The organism is Enterobacter sp. CPE_E863 (genome assembly GCF_046521465.1).
GTDB lineage: Bacteria > Pseudomonadota > Gammaproteobacteria > Enterobacterales > Enterobacteriaceae > Enterobacter > Enterobacter adelaidei.
In genome coordinates this window covers 3,467,913-3,488,769 of the sequence record NZ_JBKFZX010000001.1, presented here as the reverse complement: position 1 = coordinate 3,488,769, position 20,857 = coordinate 3,467,913, and the positions used below count along the sequence as shown (strand labels likewise).

Sequence of the window (20,857 nt, the reverse complement as noted above, 5' to 3'; positions counted from 1 at the left end):
GAGGCACATTCTAAAAGAGGGATCTGCCATGGCACAAAACATCTACGACAACCCGGCGTTTTTCGAGGGCTACGCCCAGCTTCCGCGCTCGGTGCAGGGTCTGGACGGCGCGCCGGAGTGGCCCGCGCTGAAAAACATGCTGCCCGACCTAACCGGTAAATCGATTGTCGATCTCGGCTGTGGCTACGGCTGGTTCTGCCGCGCCGCGCGTGAACTGGGCGCGTCTGAAGTGACCGGCGTGGATATCTCGGAAAAGATGCTCGCCCGTGCGGCGGAGTTGACCCACGATGACGGGATTCGCTATCAACGCAGCGATCTGGAATCTCTTAAGCTCAACGAGAACAGCCTCGATCTGATCTACAGCTCGCTGGCGCTACACTACCTGCCGGAGTTGGACACGCTATTCGCCAACGTTCAGCGCGCGCTCAAACCCGGCGGCAGCCTGGTCTTTTCGATGGAACACCCGATTTACACCTGCGCTACGCGTCAGGGCTGGCTGACCGACGATAACGGAGAGCGGTTCTGGGGTGTGAACCATTATCAGGACGAAGGCCAGCGCGTCAGCAACTGGCTGGCAGACGGGGTGATCAAATACCACCGCACGCTGGGCACCACGCTTAACGCGTTGATCAAGGCCGGATTAACTCTGAGCGAAATCAACGAATGGGGGCCAACGCAGGCTCAAATTGACGCCTGGCCTGCACTGGCCGAAGAGGCGGAACGTCCGATGCTGGTACTCATTTCCGCCCGAAAGGGTCAATAACCCACCTTATACACCCGCCCGCTCTGCACGCCTTCTACGCTGCGACGATAGACCTGGGCGACGGTCGCGGCGGGCACGCTTTCAAAGCCCGGGAAGAAACCATCGTAGGCTTCAGCAGATTCGGTGAGTACCGTTGGGCTAATCAGGTTGATGCGGATCCCGCGCGGCAGTTCGCAGGCTGCGGCGCGAACAAACCCTTCCAGCGCGGCATTTACCGTGGTGGCATTCACCCCCTGCGCAATCGGCTCGTGCGCCACAATTCCGCTGATTAGCGTAATTGATCCACCTTCGTTCAGGTAATGCTGGCCGGTCAGCGCCAGGCGCACCTGTCCGAGCAGTTTATCCTGCAGGCCCTGGTTGAAATCACTGTCTTTCATCGTGGCGAGCGGACCGAAGTACAAACCACCGCTGGCAGAGACAATGGCATCCACCGGGCCGATTTTCTCAAACAGCGCCTGCACGCTCGCCTGGGAAGTGATATCCACCTGATAGTCGCCCTGGGTGCGACCTACGCGGATAACCTCGTGACGACGACTCAACTCTTCCGTCACTGCCCGACCGACTGTACCGCTGGCACCAATAATGACAATTTTCATCGCTGACTCCTTAATGTTGTGAGCCTTCATTCTTTAATAAATAAAAATGCAGATAAACTGGGCTAAAGTTAGAAGATTACTAACCAGAGGTTTGGAATATGGATAAGCTTCGCAGCATGGAGACCTTTATTGCCGTGGTAGAAAGCGGCAGTTTCACCGGTGCGGCGGCACGGCTGGAGATGTCGGCGGTGATGGTGGGGAAGTATATTGCGTTGCTGGAGTCTCAACTTGGTACGCGTCTTCTGGAGCGTAATACGCGACGCCAGAGCCTGACCGACGCCGGACGAGTCTATTTCGACGAGGCGAAGCGGGTACTGGAGCAGGTTGCCATCGCCGAAAGCGCGGTCGAGCGACTGCGCGCAACACCTGCTGGCACGCTGCGGGTAACGGCCCCCACGTCCTTTGGCGGCTGCATGATTGCACCGCTCACCGCCACCTTTTTGCAACGCTACCCGGAAGTGCGCGTGGAGCTGGATCTGACCAATCGGATGGTGGATCTGGTGCAGGAGGGCGTCGATCTGGCCATCCGCATTGGCGACATTCGCAACGACGACCTGGTCGCGAAATACCTCTGTCCTTATCGAATGGTGATCTGCGCCGCGCCTGATTATCTGGCGCACTACGGCACGCCACAAACGCCTGCCGATCTGGTGGATCATCTTTGCCTGTCCCACAGCGTGTGGACTGCACGCAATGAATGGCGGCTGCCGGGTGTCGAAGGGGAGGTGCGCTGGAAGCGTGATGCCATCCTAAGATGCAACGACGGCTACGGGCTGCGGATGGCCGCAAGAGCCGGGGCGGGGCTGTTATTACAACCGGAAGTGCTGGTCGCGGAAGAGCTGGAAAGTGGTCGGCTGGTGCGGGTGCTGGAGGATTACATTCCAGAGCCAAGACCGGTGCATTTGTTGTGGCGTCAGGATTTACGACCGCTCCCTAAGCTAACAGAATTTATCGCCCATATTCTGCTAAGATTGGGCACAATATAATAAAAGAAGGTAAGTAAAGAATGTCTGTGAATAAACTCGCCAGCAGCGCGCAGGGCCTGCAATCATCTGCCATCCGTGAATTATTAAAACATAGCAAAATGGCAGGGGTCATTTCGCTGGGCGGCGGTATTCCTAACCCTACATTGTTCGATCATGAAGGCCTAAAAATGGCCGCTGATGCCGTATTATCCCAGCATTTTGGCGAAGCTTTCCAGTACGGTCTGACCGAAGGTGTTCCTGGGCTACGGGAAGAAATTCAGCGCATCTGTGAAGGGCGTGGGATCCGCTGTAAGGCGGATGATGTGGTCGTGACCTCTGGTTCACAGCAATCACTTGACGTGCTGGCGCGTGCATTAATTAACCCTGGCGATACCGTCGTCGTCGAGCGTCCAACCTATCTTGCCGCGCTGCAGGTATTTGGCCTGGCGCAGGCGAATTTTGAATCCGTGGGTACCGATGCTGACGGAATGAAAGTGGATGAGCTCGAAACGCTGGTGGCCAATAAACCCATTAAAGCGGTTTATATTGTGCCGACATTTGGTAACCCGGGTGGGGTAACCCTTTCTGAACCGCGTCGTAAACAGCTGGTGGAATTATCGAAGCGTTATGACTTCGTGATTATTGAAGACGATCCGTACAGCGAAATTAATTACACCGATGAAGTTTTCCGCCCGTTAATTGCCCACGCCAAAGATATCGGTAACGAAGAGAACGTGGTGTATACCTCAACCTTCTCTAAAATTCTTGCGCCAGGCACCCGCGTGGGCTGGGTGCTGGTACCGGAGTGGCTGAAGCGCGCGGTGGTGAATCTCAAGCAAACCACCGATCTGCACACCAGCACGCTGTCGCAGCTGATGACGTACGAATACCTGAAAACCGGTCGTCTGGCCGATCAGATTAAAATGATCCGCGAAGCCTATCGCCAGAAATACCAGACGTTCGCAACAGAACTGGAAGCCGAGCTGGGTGATGTGATGTCATTCCACAAGCCGAAGGGCGGCATGTTCCTGTGGGCGACTATGAAAAATGGGAGTAATACCACTCGCTGGCTGGAAAAAACGTTAAGTAACGGCGTAGTATTTGTTCCGGGCGAATTTTTCTACTGCAATGAGCCAGACCATTCGACGCTGCGTATGTCGTTTGTCACGCCAACGGATGAAGAGCTGAAAGAGGCGGTTCAACGCCTGAAAAAATCGCTGTAAAAGACCTGCGCATAATGGCGTCTCCGCCGTTATGCGTAATATTCTTGCAGCGCGGCCAAAGCCGCTATCTTCCATGGTGATCTCCATGTTTGAATTTCTGATCGGTGTCGTTACGCACACGCCCGTCTGGGTGTGGGTGCTGTTTATCTTCCTTATCTCCCGCGGCATTAAAGCCCGCCAGCCGACTACCGTCACGCTGGAGAGGCTTGCTGTCATTCCGGCGATCTTTCTTATCTGGGATATCTACGATCTGGTGGTCTATCGCACGCTCACTCCCGAGACTGTCATATTGTGGACGGCGGGGATCTTTGCCGGTGCTGCGCTGGGGTATTTCCTGATTAAGCAGGCGGTTATCACCCGCGCAGATGCGCCGCGCAGCCTTTTCCGCCAGGCAGATTACACCGCGCTGCCGTTTATGATGCTGGCGTTTGGGGTGAAGTATGTGCTGGGCGTAATGAGCGCGGTCTCTCCGCAGACAATGCAGCAGCCCGCCATGAGCGCGCTGGCGATCGTCTCTGGCGGTGTGTTCGCTGGTGTGTTTCTCGGGAAATTTGCGCGCTATGTTGGCGTGTATGTCGCCCGTGTTCCGGTCTGAATTTACAGCAGGCCTTTCTGCGCGAAAGTAATGCGCGTGGCTTCATTGAGATCAAGCTCTTTTAACGATTCCGGACTAACCCAGGCGATCTCCTGAAACTCGTCATTAAAAGTGACTGCCCGGTTGGCGCTGAGGCAGTCAAAGATCAGATAGATCATATAAATCTCCTCAGTGGTGCCATCGGGGTAGGTTTTCACCCTGATGTCATCGCGAAAAGCCCATGGCGTGACCGAGACGATGTCCAGTGCGTCGCCCAGCTCTTCACGGATCTCACGACGCAACGCCTGCTCCATGGTTTCGCCTGGCTCCATTCCGCCACCGGAGAGAGCCCACTGACCGGGGAACACGCCGCGATCGTCGGCCATTTTGCACAGCAGATAGGCCCCGTCGTTCTGGATGATGGGGCAGACAATGGTTCGTTGGCGCATAATTTCTTCCTGAAAAAGTATTGAGTAGGTAAATTTTGTGCTGAATCAGGCAACATCCGGCTGGCCAGATTTTCGCTTAGCCATGACTTCCGCAACGGTCTTTATACGGCTTAACTCCTCCTGCGTCCGGGAGTTAGATTGCGCTTCCCAGATATCGACGTTCAGCTGTAGGTTCAGCCAAAATTCAATAGTGGTATCAAAGGTTTTTGCCAGTTTTATCGCCATATCGGCAGTAAGTTTGCGATTGTTATTGACCAGCGCGCTGATGGTATTGCGGTGTACATTAAGCATCTCCGCCAGATCGCTGATTTTCAGATTGAGCGGTTCAAGATACTCGTACTGCAACACGTCGCCCGGCGTGGTAGGTTTGCGGTGTGCCTGTTGAAGTGTCATAGGTGATGCCTCACTTGTGTTGCGTGTACCTGTGTGGAGAGAGGTAGAGATCGTCTGCTTTACCCTTTGTCCAGAGAAATACAAGCCTGTATTGCCTGTTTACCCGGATTGAGGAATATCCCTTCAGAGGAGGATTCAATGCTTCATACATATTGCCCGGTGGCGATCGCAAATCCCGGTGAGAAGTAGCTGCGTTGATGATGTCGAGCTTTCTCGCAAGCGCTGTCTCCAGATTTGAAGGAATAACATTGCTCGATCTACCGTAAAGAAAAAAATCCTCAAGCCATTGATCCCGAAAATGATTAATCATAATGCTGGTGAGCTCCAGTCCATGAAGCTGAGTGAATAGTATTGCACTCTAGCACTGTGCGCAAGTGCATTTTGTCTGCGGGTAATATTACCCTTGTGATGGCTGAAGGGAAGTGGGATGCATGACTAAAGGTAAATTCTTCGAGGTGGATTCCGCTTCTGGCGTGCGGTTTAATGCCCGGCGGCACTCCAGGCTTAACGCTCCCTCAGCGCCTCCTTCGCCCTGTTAAACGGCTTAATCAGATAATCCAGCACCGTTTTCTCTCCGGTCTTAATGTCCACCGTCGCAATCATCCCCGGCACAATCGAAAAGTGCCTGCCCGCTTTATTCACCAGGTAGTCCTGGCTGGTGCGGATAAAGACCCGGTAATAGAACACCTCCGGCTTGGCCTCGTCCTGAATAGTGTCCGGGGAAATCGTCTCCACGACCCCGTGCAGCCCGCCGTAAATGGCGTAATCGTAGGCGGTGATCTTCACCAGTGCCTCCTGGTTCGGGTGGATAAAGGCGATATCGCGCGGCGAGAGGCGGGTTTCAATCAGCAGATGATCGTCCACCGGCACAATCTCCATCAGCTCGCCGTTGGGCGGGATCACGCCGCCGATGGTGGTGACCTTGATGTTTTTGACGATCCCGCGCACCGGGGATTTTACGGTCAGACGGGTGACGGAGTCCTGGCGGCCTTTAAGAATGGCGGAGACCATATCCACCTCGGCGTTGGCCTTGGATAACGCCTCGCGGGCCTGAACGTAATACTGGGAGCGCACATCGGTGAGCTTCAGCTCCAGGTCACTTTTTTGCCGCTGCAACCGTAGCACCTCTACGTGGCTGGCAGCGCCGGTTTTCACCAGACGTTGGGTGATCGCCAGCTCTTTATTCGCCAGGTCTAACGCGGCGCGCAGCTCTCGCTGGGTGTCATCCAGTTGTGCGCGGCGGGAGTTGTAAAGTCGTGTTTCATCGGCAATAAGATCCGGCCATTTTGCCAGCGAAGGGGGAAACTTCAGCGGGAGATCGTTCACTTCGGCGTACAGGCGCGCGCTGGAGGCCAGTGAAGCGCGGTAGCGCGCCGCGCTTTCGCCGACGTTCGATTCGGAACGCGTCGGATCAAGCCGCGCCAGCACCTGCCCGGCCTGCACCTGATCCCCTTCGTGGACGTTCAGTTCGGTGAGGATCCCGCCGTCAAGCGACTGCAATACCTGCTCGCGCGAGCTGGGGATCACTTTACCCGAGCCGGTTGACACCTCATCCAGCACGCCAAACCACGCCCAGACGCCCAGCACCACAAACATCAGCAGCGAGAAGATCACGATCCGTCGCGCACCGGTGTAGCCGCTTTCGGAGTCGAGGGCGTTATCCAGATCGTTCATTGCGGCGACGTCACGCTGACTGATTTTCATTTTTCCACTCCCGTCCGGTTGCTGCCTGCTGCTGCTGCATGCGGCTGTTGCTCAGCGCCTGCGCTTTTGGCGCGTCCATCACCAGCATTCCCTCTTTGAGCACCACCACCCGCTCTACCAGTTCCAGCACCGGTACGCGGTGTGTGGCGACAATCAGGGTGCGGTGCCCGAGCCAGTCCCCCAGACGCTGGATAAATTCCCGCTCGGTGTGCTCGTCCAGCGACGCGGTGGGTTCATCCATCAGCACAATATTCGGATCGCGCAGGAGCATCCGCGCCAGCAGAATCGACTGGCGTTGTCCGCCGGATAATCCCACGCCGTTTTCCATGATCGGGTAGTCCAGCCCCTTGGGCAGCTTCTGCACGAATCCGGCCGCGCCGGTCAGCTCCAGCGCCTCGAAAATCTCTTCGTCGGTGGCGCGCGGCATGCCAAGGGTGATGTTTTCGCGCAGGGTGCCGTAAAACAACCGCGCGTTCTGGGTCATAAAGCCGACGTTGCGCCGGACGTCAGCGACGTCGAGATGCGGCAGGCTGAAGTTATCAAGCCGCAGCTCGCCGGCCGCCAGATCCATCCCTCCCGCCATGGCCTGCAGCAGGGTCGATTTGCCCGCGCCGTTGCGCCCGAGGATCGCCACTTTCTCACCCGGGCGGATCTCCAGCCGGTTAATGCGCAGCGCCATGCGCGGATCGTCCGGCTGATAGCGGAACTGCGCCTGCTCGAAGAGATAGTGACCGCGCAACACGTCCTGGCGGATCGGCGTCTCTTCGCGCTGATTTTCGGTGGGAAGCTGCATGATGCTGTCCAGCCCCTCTTTTGCCGCTTTAACCTGCTGCCAGCGGGCCAGCACGCCGCACAGCGTCGCCATGGGGGCAATCATGCGGGAGGCCAGCATAGACGCCGCAACCACGGAACCGGTGGTCAGGGTGCCGTCGATCACCATCGGCGCGCCGACCACAATCACGCCAGCGTAGACCAGGCTCTGAATCGTCATCCCCCAGCTGATCAGGTTCTGCGTCAGTTCGCGGGTTCGCAGGCCGGATTCCGCGGTGATCTGGATATAGCTGTTCCACTGCTGCAAAAAGCGGTTTTCCGCCTGCATCAGCTTGATGTCCTCCAGCCCCTGCACGCTCTCTACCAGCACGGCATTGCGCAGGGTCGATTCATGGGCCGACTGTTTCGCCAGCTCCGCCAGCTTCTTCTGCAGCAGCAGGCCGGGCAGGACCATGATCACCGCCGCCACCGGCGCGATCCACGCCAGCTGCGGGGCGATGATCGCCAGCACCACTACAAACAATAGGAAAAATGGCAGGTCGACAATCGTGGAAATGGTGGAGGAGGTCACCATCTCGCGGATCTGCTCCAGCTCGCGCAGTTGAGAGATAAAACTGCCGGTGGAGCGGGGGATCGCGCTGTTGCGCAGGCGCAGGGCGTGGCCGAATACGCGATCCGAGACGCGCATATCCGAGCGCTTACCCAGCAGATCCATAATGTGTCCGCGCGCCACGCGCAGCACAAAGCCAAACAGCGTGGCGATCAACACCCCAATCGTCAGGACGTAAAGCGTCGGGTAGGACTGGGCGGGGATCACCCGGTCGTAGACCTGCATGGAAAAGACGATCCCGGAAAGCGACAGCACGTTGATAAAGAGGGCTGCCAGCATCACCCAGCTGTAGGGGCGCAAGTCGCGCATCACCAGCCGGTAGAGCCAGTCCGGACGGTATTTTGAGATATAGGCATCCACGCGGCTGTCCTTCAGCGCCGCAAGGGGACGCAGGGCAATGACGTGGCGGATAGCGGGCAGCATTGCGGTCATCGACAGCCGGTTGGTGTGGGTCTCATCGTCGAAAAAGCTGACCTCCAGGGTATCTTCGCCGTCGTAATGCTCGATCACCCCGATCCTGCCGTCATTCATTGCCACCACCACCGGCAGACGCCAGCTGTTGATCGCCTGCCGATCGTCGGTAAGGAGCTGAAACGACAGCCCTGCCTCACGGGCCAACTGGGTGAGGGCGGGTACCATCGGTTTGCCTTTCAGCCACGGTGCGCCTGCGATCAGCGCGCCGGGAGAGCAGGCGACACGGTAGCGCGTGGCGACAAAACCAAAGGCCTGCGCCCAATGCGCCAGCGCCTCATCCGTCATCGTTTCACCCTGCGGGATTTCGCGTTGCTTCATGGCTGGATCTCCACGGTCTGGATGGTGCGGTTATCAAGATCGAACGCGTGACGCAATTGCCCGGTGTTATACAGGCAGTTGAGCTGCAGCTGGTGCAGCTGACCAAGGGTTTGCTGCTGGGTGAAGCGGGCCTGATAGACCTCCTGCTCGGCGTTGAGTACGTCGAGCAGCGGGCGCGAGCCGAGATCGAGATATTGCTGCTGGTACAGCTCGCGGGTGCGGGCGCTGAGCGCCTCCTGGCGGCCCTGAATTTGCAGCGTGCTTTGCAGGCTCATCACCTGGCTGCGGGCTTCCAGCAGTTTCTGGCGGACGTCAAGACGCGTGCGCTGAATGGTGGATTGCGCCGCTTCAACGGCGTGTCCGGCAGCGTTACGCCGGGCGGTGAGGCCGCCGCCCTGATAGAGCGGCATCTGCACCTTCACCCACGCGGAATACTGGGTACGATCCCGCGTTTCGCTCCCCGCATAGCGATCGTTCATATAATGGCGCACTTCTGGCTCCAGCGAGACAGTCGGCGTCATTTGCGCGTCGGCGTAGTCAAGGTTTGCCTGGGCGACGTTAGCCTGTGCCCATGCGGCAAGTACCGCGGGAACCAGACGGTCGTCCGGCTCGGCGATATCGCAGCTCCGCCCCAGCTTTTGCGGAAAATCATTGCTGATATCGTTCAGGCTGTTCCAGCCGAGAAAACTCATCAGCGTGGCGCGGGCGCTGTCGAGACTGGCCTGATACTGCATCAACTGGGCGCGAGCGCCTTCAATACGCGCATCGGTCTGTACGACGTCAGAGAGCGACGTGGCCCCTTCGTCGTTACGCTGGCGGGTCAGTGTGCCAATGGAGGAGAGAGCCTCAAGCTGCTCTTTCGCGGTCTCAACCATCTGCTGCCAGGTTTGTACCTGCACCATGGCGACAGCGGTATCGTGGGCGATGGTGTCGATGCTGACCAACACGTTGGCCTGCTGCTGGGCCACGCCAGCGCTTTCGGCGCGCACCTGACTTGCTACCTTGCCAAAATCGTAAAGCATTTGTGAGAGGGAGAGCACCATCGACGGCGTAAAGCCGTTCTGGTCGCCGTCATGGGAATAACCGTTGTCCACGCCGGCATTTATCTGCGGATAGTATTTTGATTTAGCAACGTCCACCTCTTCGCTCTGCTGGTAGAGTTTCCCCACGGCCTCGCTGATGGCCGGGTGCCAGGTGACGGCACGGTTGACGGCTTCGCCAAGCTGCAATGAACCGGGCGCGGCTTTACCGGCCACAGGGGCCACGCGACCATTGAGTGAGGGGAGTTCCTGCGTTTCGCGGAGTTGTCCGGTATTGATGGTCGCCGCCGGGTTCGCGCTGAGAGCGGGCACAGATATCAGGCAGCACGAGAGCCACCAGTAAGGCATCTTCATTCCCATGTCATGTCCCTAATAAATATGTACAGCTTTATTATTTATGCCCGGGCGCTGTGCGCCCGGGTCATCTCTTGCAGGTGCTATCAGGTAATGATGTGTTGCTGGTTCACAAGCTCGTCGTAGGTGGTCTGAACGCCATCAAGCGTAATGAGCGTGGTATTAGTGTAGGTGCTCCCTGTACCATCACGGTCGATGGAGATCACGGTATTGCCATTACTATTAGTGACATGGAGATAATTTCCGAGCGTTGAGGCGCTACCGTTCCAGCCCACCAGCAGATCGCCGATGTCGATTTTGTCCCCCTGCGCCAGCGAGAAGCCGGTCCAGTGGTCGCCCACGGTGCTGCTGACGTTCCCACCTGTGGCATTCCCCACCGTATTGTTCAGCACCTGGTAAATCAGCGTGTCGCCGTAGGCGGTACCGGTGATGACGTCGTTATGTTCAGAGCTGATGAACTGCGGTGCCATGTTGATGGTCAGCGTGGCACTGTCCGTTTTCCCGGTCGCATCGGTCAGGGTGTAGTTGAAGGTCTCCTTCGAGGTAATGGATGAGAGCGACACCCCGCTGTTGAGGGTATAGGTGTAATGGCCGTCAGCGCCAATCGCCAGGATGCCGTAATGCCCGGTGATATTTACCGTGGCGCTGCCGGTATACGGATCCAGCGTGGTGGTCACGCCGTTATAACCGGTCACGCTGAGACGGGTATCCACCGAGTGCAGCTGGTCCATCACGCCGCCGGAATCGGTGCCGTCAAAGATATTGCCGTTGACGGTGTGGGTGCCTGTCGCGTCGAACTGTGACAGAGAGTAGCTGGTGCCGGTGACGCTTGGGGTGATAGTGATGGTTCCTATTCCTAGTGCACCCACGCTACCGGTATAACTCAGGGTGTAAGTGCCTGCGTTCAGGTCAAGACCTGTTAAAGGGACATCCGCATTACCGCCCAGCAATATTCCGCCGTTAAATGAACCGGTACGGATCGTTGTTCCGTCCAGAGACAACGTCCAGTTAACCGTCAATCCTCCCAGCGACAGGAGCGAGGCCACGTTGAAATGCAGAACGGCATTGTGCAGGGCGGTGTTCGGATCCACCACAAAGGTGCCGCTGCCACTTCCCGATGAGGGCAGCGCAAGCGTGGTCCAGCTTGCGCTTCCTACGGTCGTATCTGAATAGGCGGTTGTGTGGTGCACTGACGTCACATCCATCGTAGCGCTGACATCGTTGACCGCATCCATCGCCTGAGCGGTTGGGGTGATGTTAAGCGATGCCGTATCCTTCGAGCCGTCAGGCGCGGTCACGGTGTAGACGAAGGTATCAGGCGTGCTGATATGGTCTGCCCCCACGCCGGCTCTCAGGGTATAGGTGTACTGGCCGGACGAATTAATAGTCAGCGTGCCGTATTCACCCTGAATGGTGGTCAGGCCGCTGCTGTTGACCGCCACGCCGTTCACTTCCGTGACCACCGTGCCTGCCGGCACAGGGTCATTCGCCAGCACGTCGCCCGTGGTCGTTTCACTGATACTTGCCACGCTGTAAACGTGATCCTGCAGGACGCTCAGCGTGTAGCCTGTCAGGACGGCGATCCCGGATGCGGTATTCAGTAGGAACAGATACTCCCCGGCGGGCAGGTTCAGCGTCAATTGCTGCGAGGTACCGCCCAACAGCGGGGCGCGCAGCCAGCCTGGCTCAACGCGGACCTGCTCGAAGGTCTGGGTCGCGTTGTTGAACTTATAGACATACAGATCGAACACCGATGCCAGGGCTACGCCACCCACGGAGGCCTGAATGGTCATGGTGCGGGTGGTGCCTTCCTCCACGTTATAGATGATGGGGTTGGTCATATCGTCCAGCAGGTTAAGCCCCAGCGTACTGCCGAGATTCACCCCCACCACCGTAAAACCACCCTGCGACGAAGCACCGTTATTGATTTCACTTACGGTAGTGTCAAAGGTCAGCGAGGCAGTGTCGTCCACCGCCACAATACCGTTGACGACGGTACCGGCACCCAGGGACAGCACCAGGTTCGCCGACGCGCTGGCACCGTTATGGGTGATGGTGTAGGTGAAACTCTCCGTCCGGCCAATGACCGCCGCGCTGGTATCGGTCAGATTGTAGGTGTAACTGCCGTCGCGGTTAACGGTCAGCGTACCGTATTTGCCCTGGATCACGGTGCCGTCGGCGTTAATGCTGGTGGTGACGCCCAGCGCGTTGGTGACTGCGGAGACCGTGGTCCCGGCCGGGGCGTTGTCGCTGCCAGCGGTTGGGTCTGTATCGAGGATCACGTTCCCGTTCAGGCTGGTCTCACCCGTGACCGTACCCGGGCCGGTCTCTTTCACCGCGACATCCAGACTGGTGTAAGAGCCGGTTGCCAGCAGGTTGGTGTTATAGCTGAGGACACGATAGTTGCCGTCAGCCAGCCCGCTCAGGTTCAGTGATACGCCGGTGGCCCCGAGGGTCAACAGATCGGCAAACTGCGGTTGTCCGGTGTCGACGACGGTTGTCCAGGTGCTGCCGTTCCAGTGTTGCACCACCAGCTCAAGAGTGTTGAGCAGAGAGAGTACCGCGCCCGTAGCGTTGGCATTCACCACGATATCTGCGCTGCCGCCGCTGACTACGGTGAAGTTCACCTGGGCGGTGTCATTCCCCAGCAGCGTCAGGACGTTGCCCACGGCGCCAACCAGCAGGAAGCCGTAATCGCTGTACTGAGTATTGGTGACGGTTGCCGTGGTACTGAGGTTCAGCTCTTCGACGTTATTGCTGGCGGAGAGCGGCAGCACCGGCGCAAGAGCCGAACCAGACAGCGAGGTGTTGCCTGCCGCGTCGGCGGCGGTGATCTGCAGCGTCTGGCCTTCGATCTGTTTGTTAATGAAGGTATAGCTGTACGTGCCGTTGCTGCCCGCAATGGTGGTCACCGTCGAACCATCCGCAAGGCGGATACTGACGGTGCTGCCGGCTTCGGCATTCCCGGCCAGGACGCTACCGTCGGCGTTGAAGGTCCCGGTCGGCGCCGTGGGGGCGGTCGTATCGACGATTATCGTCGTCACGGCTGACGCCACGCTGGTGTTGCCCGCCGCATCGGTAGCCGTGGCGGTGAAGTTATGCGTACCCTCCGTCAGCGTGGTGGTGGTTTGCGGCAGGGTCCAGTTGCCGCTGCCATCGGCGGTCACCGTGCCCACCAGCGTGATGCCATCGTAGATCCGGACCGTGGCATTCGCTTCGGCAGTCCCGGTCAGCGTTGGACGCGTGTCGTTGGTCGGATTCGTACCGGTCACCGGACCGGTAACGCTGCCGACATCATCAATCACTGAACTGATGACCGGCGCACCTGGCGCAGCGGTATCGACGTTAATCACATACCCGGCGGTTGGCGCGCTGGCGTTGCCCACCGCATCCGTGGCGGTAAAGGTCAGCGTGTGTGCACCGTTGCTCAGCGCCGGAGATGGCGTATAGCTCCACGCCCCGCCGGTCGCCGTCACGCTGCCGATCTGTACGCCGTTATCAAAGATTTTCACCGTCGATCCGGCTTCCGCCGTGCCGGTGATAGTTGGCTGGGCATCGTTGGTGAACCCGCCGTTGGCAACCGGCGTCGCCGCATTGCCCACGTCATCCAGGATACTGGTCAGCACTGGCAGAGCAGGCGGCGTGGTGTCAATTGTCAGGCTGAAGCTTGTTGAGGACACGCTGGTGTTGCCAGCCGCATCCGTGGCCTGGGCGGTGAAGCTGTGCGGACCGGTTGTCAACGTGGTGGTGAGCAGGATGCTCCAGCTGCCGCTGGCATCCGCGGTGCCTGTTCCGACCAGCGTCGTGCCTTCGTAGATTTTCACGGTGGCAAACGGTTCGCTGGTTCCGACAAGCCGCGGTACGGTATCGTCGGTGGTTTGTCCGGACGTGAGCGGGCCGGTGACAGTGCCCACGTCGTCTATCGCCTGGCTGATAATCGGCGCGTTTGGCGCGAGGGTATCAACAATCAACGTAAAGCCAGGTGAAGGCAGGCTGATGTTGCCCGCCGCATCGGTGACGGTGGCGGTCCAGGTATGGCTTCCGTTGACCAGTGGCGTTGACGGCGTAAAGCTCCACGCGCCGCTTCCGTCCGCCTGCGCGGTGCCAACCGGCTGCCCGTTTTCATAAACGGTCACCGTGGCGTTGGCGGTCGCAGTGCCGTTCAGCGTCGGCGTGGTGTCGTCGGTGCTCTGCCCGGAAGAGAGCGGAGTTTGTATGCTGCCCACGTTGTCTGCCGCGGTCGAAATGACCGGCGCAGACGGCGCGACCGTATCCACGGTCAGGTTAAACGGTGCCGTCGTGCTGCCAGTGTTGCCTGCCGTGTCGGTCGCGTTGAAGGTGATAGCATGTGGCCCATCGCTCAAATCGGTACCCGGGGTAAAGGTCCAGTTGCCCTGAGCATTCACCACTGCGGTGCCAACTTCGTTGCCGTCGACAATGATATGAACCGTGGCACCCACTTCGCCCGTGCCGTTGATGGTCGGGCGTGCGTCGTTGGTGCTGCTGCCCGTCGAGAGCGTACCGGTGACCGGACCGACATCGTCGATGACGCTGGTAAGCACTGGCGCAGCGGGTCCTGTGGTATCCACAGTAAAGGTGAAGACCGAGGAGTTAGCCGAGGCGTTGCCTGCCACATCCGTTGCATAAGCGCGAAGGGCGTAGCTGCCATCGACTAGCGGCGTACTCGGGGTAAAGGACCAGTTCCCGTTTCCATCAACGGTAGCCAGGCCAATCGGCGTACCGTTATTCATGATGTGGATGGTGCTGCCCGTCTGTCCGGTACCGCTAATCGTCGGCGTGTTGTCGTTGGTGATCTGCCCACTGGTAAGGTCGCCCGTGACGCCGCCCGGGACGTTGTCATTCACCGTATCCAGCGTGGGAACCGTCGGTGCTGTCAGGTCAACCACCACGCTCCAGGTGTTTGATACCTGGCTGACGTTGCCCAGCGGATCGGTCGCCCGAACGGTAAAGCTGTGCGAGCCTTCGCCGAGCGCGGTGTCAGGAGTGAAGGTCCAGGCGCCAGCGCTATCAGCCGTAACCACGGCAATCTGCGTGCCACCGTCGAAAATCGTCACCACGCTGTTTGCTTCTGCGGTTCCTGAAAGGGTTGGCGTGGCGTCGTTAGTGGGGTCGCCGCTGATCACGGTAGTGGTATTGCCAACGTTGTCCGTAACATTAGTGATGACCGGCGTGGTGGAAACCGTATCCACCACAACGGTGAAGCCCGCCGAAGGCGCGCTCTGATTCCCGGCCGGATCGGTCTCGCGGATGGTCAGGACGTTATTCCCCTCCGCCAGGGGCGACGTTGTATAGCTCCAGGTTCCTGTATTGCCAACCACTACGCTGCCCAGCAGCGTTCCGTTGCTGTAGATGGAGATGGTGTCGCCCACAGCACCCGTACCGGTCAGCGTCGGCTGATTGTCGTTGGTGGTCTGACCGTTGGTCAGCGGTCCGGTACCAGGGCCCACGTCGTCAATCACCGCGCCGATGGTTGGCGTGCCCGGTGCTGTCAGGTCGACGGTGACGCCAGCGGCCGGAGAACGACCGCTTGTCAGGCCATTGAGGGTCGCGGTTACCTCAAAGGTGTGCAGACCCTCGCCAAGCGCGGCTGGCGTATAGCTCCAGTTTCCGCTGCCGTCGGCGGTTACCGTCGACACGGGCGTTACGCCGCCGTCCAGGTAGATGGTGATCAGGCTTCCCGCCTCGGCCGTGCCGGTAAGCGTTGGCGTGGTGTCGTTGGTAGTTTTGCCTTTCACATCGCCGGTGACCGGATCCGCGTCATCGACAATCGCCGTGATGACGGGCACGTCAGGAAGATTCGGAAGCGTACCGCTGACGTTGTAAGTCGCATCAGGGCTGGTACGTCCGGACGCATCGGTTGCGGTCACGGTCAGGGTCGCGCCATCCTGCGGGGCCGGGCTGACCGCGATGGAGAAGTTGCCCCCGGTCGCAATCCCGGTACCAATGACGTTTCCGCCGCTATCCTTAACGGTAATGAGTGCTCCAGCCTCGGCGGTTCCGGTCAGCGGTGTACCTTCTGGAGCAAGGCTAAGACCGCCCGGGGCGGTTGGATCCTGGGTATCCACCGTCACGCTGAGCGGGGCTGAAGTTCCAGAAGCGTTACCCGCAGCATCGGTAGCGGAGACAGTGAAGGTATGCGGGCCGTCGGGCAGCGTGCTCCCGGCGGTCCAGCTCCAGCTGCCATCCGGTTGTATGATTACTGGCACCCCTGACGGAGTACCGTCGACGGAGACAATAACGGTGGTTCCCGGTTCGCTGGTCCCGGTGAGGGTAGGTATTCCGTCTCGGGTGTAGAGCACATTATTGGTGAGCTGGCTGTCTGAGACGGCAGTAATCTGCGGGATCCCAGGCGCAACGGTATCCACGGTGACGTTAAAGACCGGGCTCACAACGCTAACGTTACCTGCCGCGTCAACGCCTGCAACGGTGATATGCAACGGGCCGTCGGTTTGTGCTGGCAGGGTAAAGGACCATTCGCCGGTACCACTCGCCGTCACGCGTCCAAGCTCGACGCCGTTGTTGTAGACGATCACCGTCCCGCCGATTTCGCCAGTACCGCCGACCGTCGGCGTCGAATCTCCGGTATAGCCACCATCCGGCGCGCCGCCCACGGCACCAATCACCGGCGTAGCCGGCGCCACGGTATCCACCGTGATCGTTATCCCCGGCGAGGAGCCAGAGACGTTGCCCGCTTCGTCGGTGGCGGTTGCGGTGTATTCGTGGTTCCCCTCAGCGATATTACTGCCGGGGCGCCAGCTCCAGTTGCCGTTGCTGTCTATCGTGGCGGTGCCGACGACCGACGCCGCGGCGCCATTTACGCTGTCATAAATGGTGATAACGTCGTTCGCCGTTCCGGTACCGCTCAGAACCGGACGGGGATCGTTGGTCGTTCCGCCATCGGCAACAGGTCCGGTTATCTGGGTGACGCTGTCGGTGACGATCGGTGGCGCAGGCGTAGCCGGCGGGTCGGTATCAATGGTGATGGTGACCGGCTGGGACGGCGCGCTTTCATTACCTGTACCGTCCATGTTGGTGACGGTCAGCGTAATGTCATAGGTTCCATTGGGCAGCGGGGTTGGCGGCGTCCAGCTCCAGTTACCGTTGCCGTCTACCACGGTATCACCAATTTTGTCGCCGCCATTGTAGATGGTCACGGTATCGCCCGCCGTGCCGGTACCGCTCAGGGTTGGCGTGGTATCGCGAGTGATTTCGCCCGGGTTCAGCGGCGTTTGTACTGCGCCGCCGTCAGGGTTGACGGTGATGGCCGGGGTATCCGGCGTGGCAGGTGCCACGGTATCTACCGTCAGTACAAACGGGCTGGAGACGGTGGTATTACCTGCGGCATCCGTGGCGTGAACGGTCAGCGAATGTGGACCATCGGTGAGTGGGGTAATAGGTGTAAAACTCCAGCCGCCATTGCCGTCGAGGATGGCGGTGCCGAGCAGGGTTGTGCCGTCATAGACGGCGATCGTTGCTCCAGAAGGGGCGCTACCCTGCAGCAGCGGCTGGGTGTCATCCGTGGTATCCCCGTTGCTGAGTGGGCCTTTAATACTGCCGACGTCATCGGTCACGCTGGCGATGGTCGCTGCCAGAGGAGGAGTGGTGTCGACAGTAAAGGTGAAGCCGTCTGAGGCGAGACTGGTGTTACCCGCCGCGTCGGTTGCGACGACGGTAAAGGTATGCGCGCCGTTACCGAGCGGTGTGGTTGGGGTAAAGGTCCACGCACCGTTGCTGTCCGCCACTACCGTGTCAACATCTGCACCATCCAGACGGATGGTGACCGTCGAGCCCGGTTCTGCGGTGCCGTTGAGCGTCGGCGTGGTGTCGTTGGTGCTGTCGTTGGGGTTGAGCGCACCGAGATGCTCGGGCACATCATCTATCACCTGGGTAATCACCGGAGCCGCAGGCGCGACGCTGTCAATCGTCAGAGTCCAGGTGCTGGAGACGCCGCTTGAGTTACCTGCCGCGTCGGTCGCGACGGCGGTCAGGGCGTGCTGACCCTCGCTAATAGGGCTTGAAGGGGTAAAGATCCACGCACCGCCACCATCGGCGACGGTCGTACCCACATCGACCCCGTCCACCCTGATAGTTACCGTCGCATTGGGTTCAGCGGTGCCGCTGAGCGTTGGGGTTGCGTCATTGGTGGTGGCATTTTGGCCGAGCGAGCCAACAATTCCCCCGGGCACATCGTCCACGATCTGGGAAATCACCGGGGCTGCAGGTGCCGTCCCATCGACGTTAATTGTCCAGGAGGCAGATATTCCGCTCTGGTTACCGGCGGAATCCGTCGCCTTTGCCGTGAGCACGTAAGTGCCATCGGCCAGCGGTGAGGGCGGCGTAAAGCTCCACAGGCCGGATTGTGGAACAATCACCGTGCCGAGGACATCGCTGCCGTTAGAAATCGTAATGGTCGAGCCCGACTCGCCCGTACCGTTAATGGTTGGGGCCCGGTCGTTGGTCAGTCCATTCGGGCCCACGGGGCCGGTGGTGGCCTGTACGTCATCAATCACCGATACGATGATCGGGATCTGCGGCGGGGTAATGTCCGGTGCCGCCGCGGAAGTGGTTGGACTGGTGTTGCCTGCCGTGTCGGTGGCGTCAGCGGTCAGGATTTCGCCGTTGAGCTTCGGTGGGTTCAGCGTCACGCTAAAGTTACCCTGACTATCGGCAACAACGGGTGTGCCAACGAGTGCGCCGCCTTCACGGATGGTCACCGTGCTGCCCGGCTCTGCGGTACCGCTGATGGTGCCGCCATCATTTGATACCACGAGATTTCCAGGAGCAGACGGCGGGGTGGTATCTACGGTGAAGGTAACAGGCGCGGATGCCGTGCTCTGGTTTCCGGCGGCATCGGTTTCAGTGACGGTGATGGAGTGCGTTCCTTCCGGGAGTGGTCCATTGGGTGTGATGCTCCAGGTACCGTTGGGGAGCACCGTCGTGGTGCCAATGACCACGCCGTTATCGTAAATGGTGATGGTTCCACCGGGCTCCCCTGTTCCTGCCAGGAGCGGCTGCGTCGCATCGGTCAGCGTGCCCGAAGTGATAGCTCCTCTGACAGACCCCGTGTCGTCGGTCAGCAGAATCGCGGTCGGTGTAGTCGGAGGCGTCAGATCGACTGTGAGGGTGAAAACCGGTGAGGCGGGTCCGGTATTGCCCGCGACGTCGGTTGCACGGACGGTAATCTGGTGGGTGCTTTCGCTCAGGTCGACTGACGGGGTGAATGTCCATGTACCGTTGCTGGCGACGACCGCCGTGCCAATGGCGATACCGCCGTCATAAATCGTCACGGTGGAGCCGGGTTCGGCGGTGCCGGTGAGCTGCGGCCGCTGATCGTTAGTGCTGCCGCCGTTGGTTACCGCCCCCGTCTGAGGAGCGATATCGTCGATCACGCTGCCGATCGTTGGCGCATCAGGTGCGGTGAGATCCGGTGCGGTCACATTTGTGCCCTGACTGGTATTCCCGGCGCTGTCCGTTGCGGTGGCTGTTACCTGTTCCCCGTTGGTCAGCGGTGTTCCGAGGGTGACGGTAAACGAGCCGTCACTGCCGGTTTTACCTGTGCCAACCACATTGCCATTAGTATCTTTCAGGGTGATTGTACTGCCGGGTTCTGCGGTACCGGTGACGGTTTTACCGTCTGATGAGAACTGGAGACTGGAAGGCGCATTCGGCGGCGTCGTATCCGGGTCGGCTGGATCGGTCGGGTCCGTCGGGTCAGTGGGCGTGGTGGGGTCAGTACTGCTGTTATGATCACTGCCGCCACCTCCACCACCGCTGCCGCTTGCCGCCGCTGCGATGCCGCCTGCTGCGACAATGCCGCCCAGTGCCCATGGCCAGATGGCGGCACCACCGGCATCACTCCCTGATGCGGCAAGCAACACGTCCGTGGAGGCTATGGATTCATACGAGGCGGCCCCGGTAGGGTCTTCAATCCACCATAGTGCGCCATTGCTGTCCTGCAGAACCAGCTGGCTTGCTCCCTGCGCGTCAGTGACGTAGAAATTTTTAAGGGTGATCACCTCGCCGGAATGCAGCGTCACCAGCAGATCGTTTCCACTGCGCGCGAAGTGGGAGACATCGGCCCGCTCTACATGAAGTTCAACAATAGAGGAATGGCTCAGCGTAACCTGTGTGCCTTCCGTGGTCGTCTCCACGCCAGTAAGTTTCGATATAACAGAGATTTGGCTCATTTAGTTATTACTCCAGCAGGTGTGTCATGAACGGCGAGTAAGACGAGCCATCTCTGCAGAAGGTAAAGGGCGCCCCCGGCGCAGTCGCTGTTATACGCAGCACTGACCGTTGTTTTTAGCGCGCACGATGCCCGCCAGTATTCAGAGTGGCAACATCAGAGCGAATCTAATGACTTATAAAACAGAACCGTTTTTATGGGTGTTTAGTGTCTTGTATAACCCTGTAATTAATAGAGGAATTATTTTTGAGATATAAAAATGATATAGACAGAAAACATGGGTTGTGCAACTTTGGCTTTTGTAAATAAAGGTCGAAACAATAACGTGGCATTTATGTATTGGGGTTGCCAATGATTTAATTTATGTAAATATTTGTTTTTGATGGTTATTTTTTTTTGCTGTGCAATGTTATTTT

The 20,857-nt window shown here is 59.0% G+C and carries 12 protein-coding genes; 4 read left to right on the top strand and 8 right to left on the bottom strand.

Translation table 11 applies throughout. The features are described 5' to 3' along the window. Positions 1 to 28: 28 nt before the first annotated feature. The gene (locus tag ACLHV8_RS17145; protein ID WP_208594118.1) at positions 29 to 763 is read left to right on the top strand and encodes a class I SAM-dependent methyltransferase; all 735 of its coding nucleotides are present in this window, start codon (positions 29 to 31) and stop codon (positions 761 to 763) included. Here the strand turns inward: ACLHV8_RS17145 and ACLHV8_RS17140 are convergent. After that, entirely contained in the window at positions 757 to 1,359 is a 603-nt protein-coding gene (locus tag ACLHV8_RS17140; protein WP_049008726.1) for a short chain dehydrogenase, read from the bottom strand. The two genes, ACLHV8_RS17145 and ACLHV8_RS17140, sit on opposite strands and share 7 nt — an antisense overlap. Before the next feature lie 98 nt (positions 1,360 to 1,457). On the opposite strand from ACLHV8_RS17140, the gene ACLHV8_RS17135 reads away from it, so the two are divergent. From ACLHV8_RS17135 to ACLHV8_RS17125, 3 genes are all read left to right on the top strand, one after another. Continuing rightward, entirely contained in the window at positions 1,458 to 2,345 is an 888-nt protein-coding gene (locus ACLHV8_RS17135; protein WP_208594119.1) for a LysR family transcriptional regulator, read from the top strand. Between the two features lie 20 nt (positions 2,346 to 2,365). After that, positions 2,366 to 3,547 carry a PLP-dependent aminotransferase family protein gene (locus tag ACLHV8_RS17130; RefSeq protein ID WP_208594120.1) on the top strand — a complete coding sequence of 394 codons (1,182 nt, stop codon included), beginning with the start codon at positions 2,366 to 2,368 and terminating at the stop codon, positions 3,545 to 3,547. An 85-nt stretch (positions 3,548 to 3,632) separates the two neighbouring features. Beyond that, on the top strand, positions 3,633 to 4,142 hold the full coding sequence (locus ACLHV8_RS17125) for a DUF6622 family protein (RefSeq protein ID WP_049008719.1): 510 nt from the start codon (positions 3,633 to 3,635) through the stop codon (positions 4,140 to 4,142). Positions 4,143 to 4,144: 2 nt separating this feature from the next. Here ACLHV8_RS17125 and nudI read toward each other — a convergent pair whose 3' ends face one another. From nudI to ACLHV8_RS17090, 7 genes are all read right to left on the bottom strand, one after another. Further along, positions 4,145 to 4,570: a nucleoside triphosphatase NudI gene (gene nudI / locus ACLHV8_RS17120; protein ID WP_128347361.1), complete on the bottom strand. Its 426-nt coding sequence runs from the start codon at positions 4,568 to 4,570 to the stop codon at positions 4,145 to 4,147. A gap of 45 nt (positions 4,571 to 4,615) precedes the next feature. Continuing rightward, entirely contained in the window at positions 4,616 to 4,963 is a 348-nt protein-coding gene (locus ACLHV8_RS17115; protein WP_128347362.1) for a HigA family addiction module antitoxin, read from the bottom strand. Between the two features lie 10 nt (positions 4,964 to 4,973). Further along, a complete protein-coding gene (locus tag ACLHV8_RS17110) occupies positions 4,974 to 5,273 on the bottom strand; it encodes a type II toxin-antitoxin system RelE/ParE family toxin (RefSeq protein WP_028016772.1) in 300 nt (99 codons plus the stop codon). 194 nt (positions 5,274 to 5,467) lie between these two features. Then, the gene (locus ACLHV8_RS17105; protein WP_208594136.1) at positions 5,468 to 6,637 is read right to left on the bottom strand and encodes an HlyD family efflux transporter periplasmic adaptor subunit; all 1,170 of its coding nucleotides are present in this window, start codon (positions 6,635 to 6,637) and stop codon (positions 5,468 to 5,470) included. Between the two features lie 10 nt (positions 6,638 to 6,647). Further along, positions 6,648 to 8,840: a type I secretion system permease/ATPase gene (locus tag ACLHV8_RS17100; protein WP_208594121.1), complete on the bottom strand. Its 2,193-nt coding sequence runs from the start codon at positions 8,838 to 8,840 to the stop codon at positions 6,648 to 6,650. Further along, positions 8,837 to 10,240, bottom strand: a complete 1,404-nt coding sequence (locus ACLHV8_RS17095; protein ID WP_049006077.1) for a TolC family outer membrane protein — start codon at positions 10,238 to 10,240, stop codon at positions 8,837 to 8,839. Before ACLHV8_RS17095 ends, ACLHV8_RS17100 begins: the two co-directional genes overlap by 4 nt. Positions 10,241 to 10,320: 80 nt before the next feature. Next, entirely contained in the window at positions 10,321 to 20,442 is a 10,122-nt protein-coding gene (locus ACLHV8_RS17090) for a BapA/Bap/LapF family large adhesin (RefSeq protein ID WP_208594122.1), read from the bottom strand. Positions 20,443 to 20,857 lie beyond the last annotated feature (415 nt).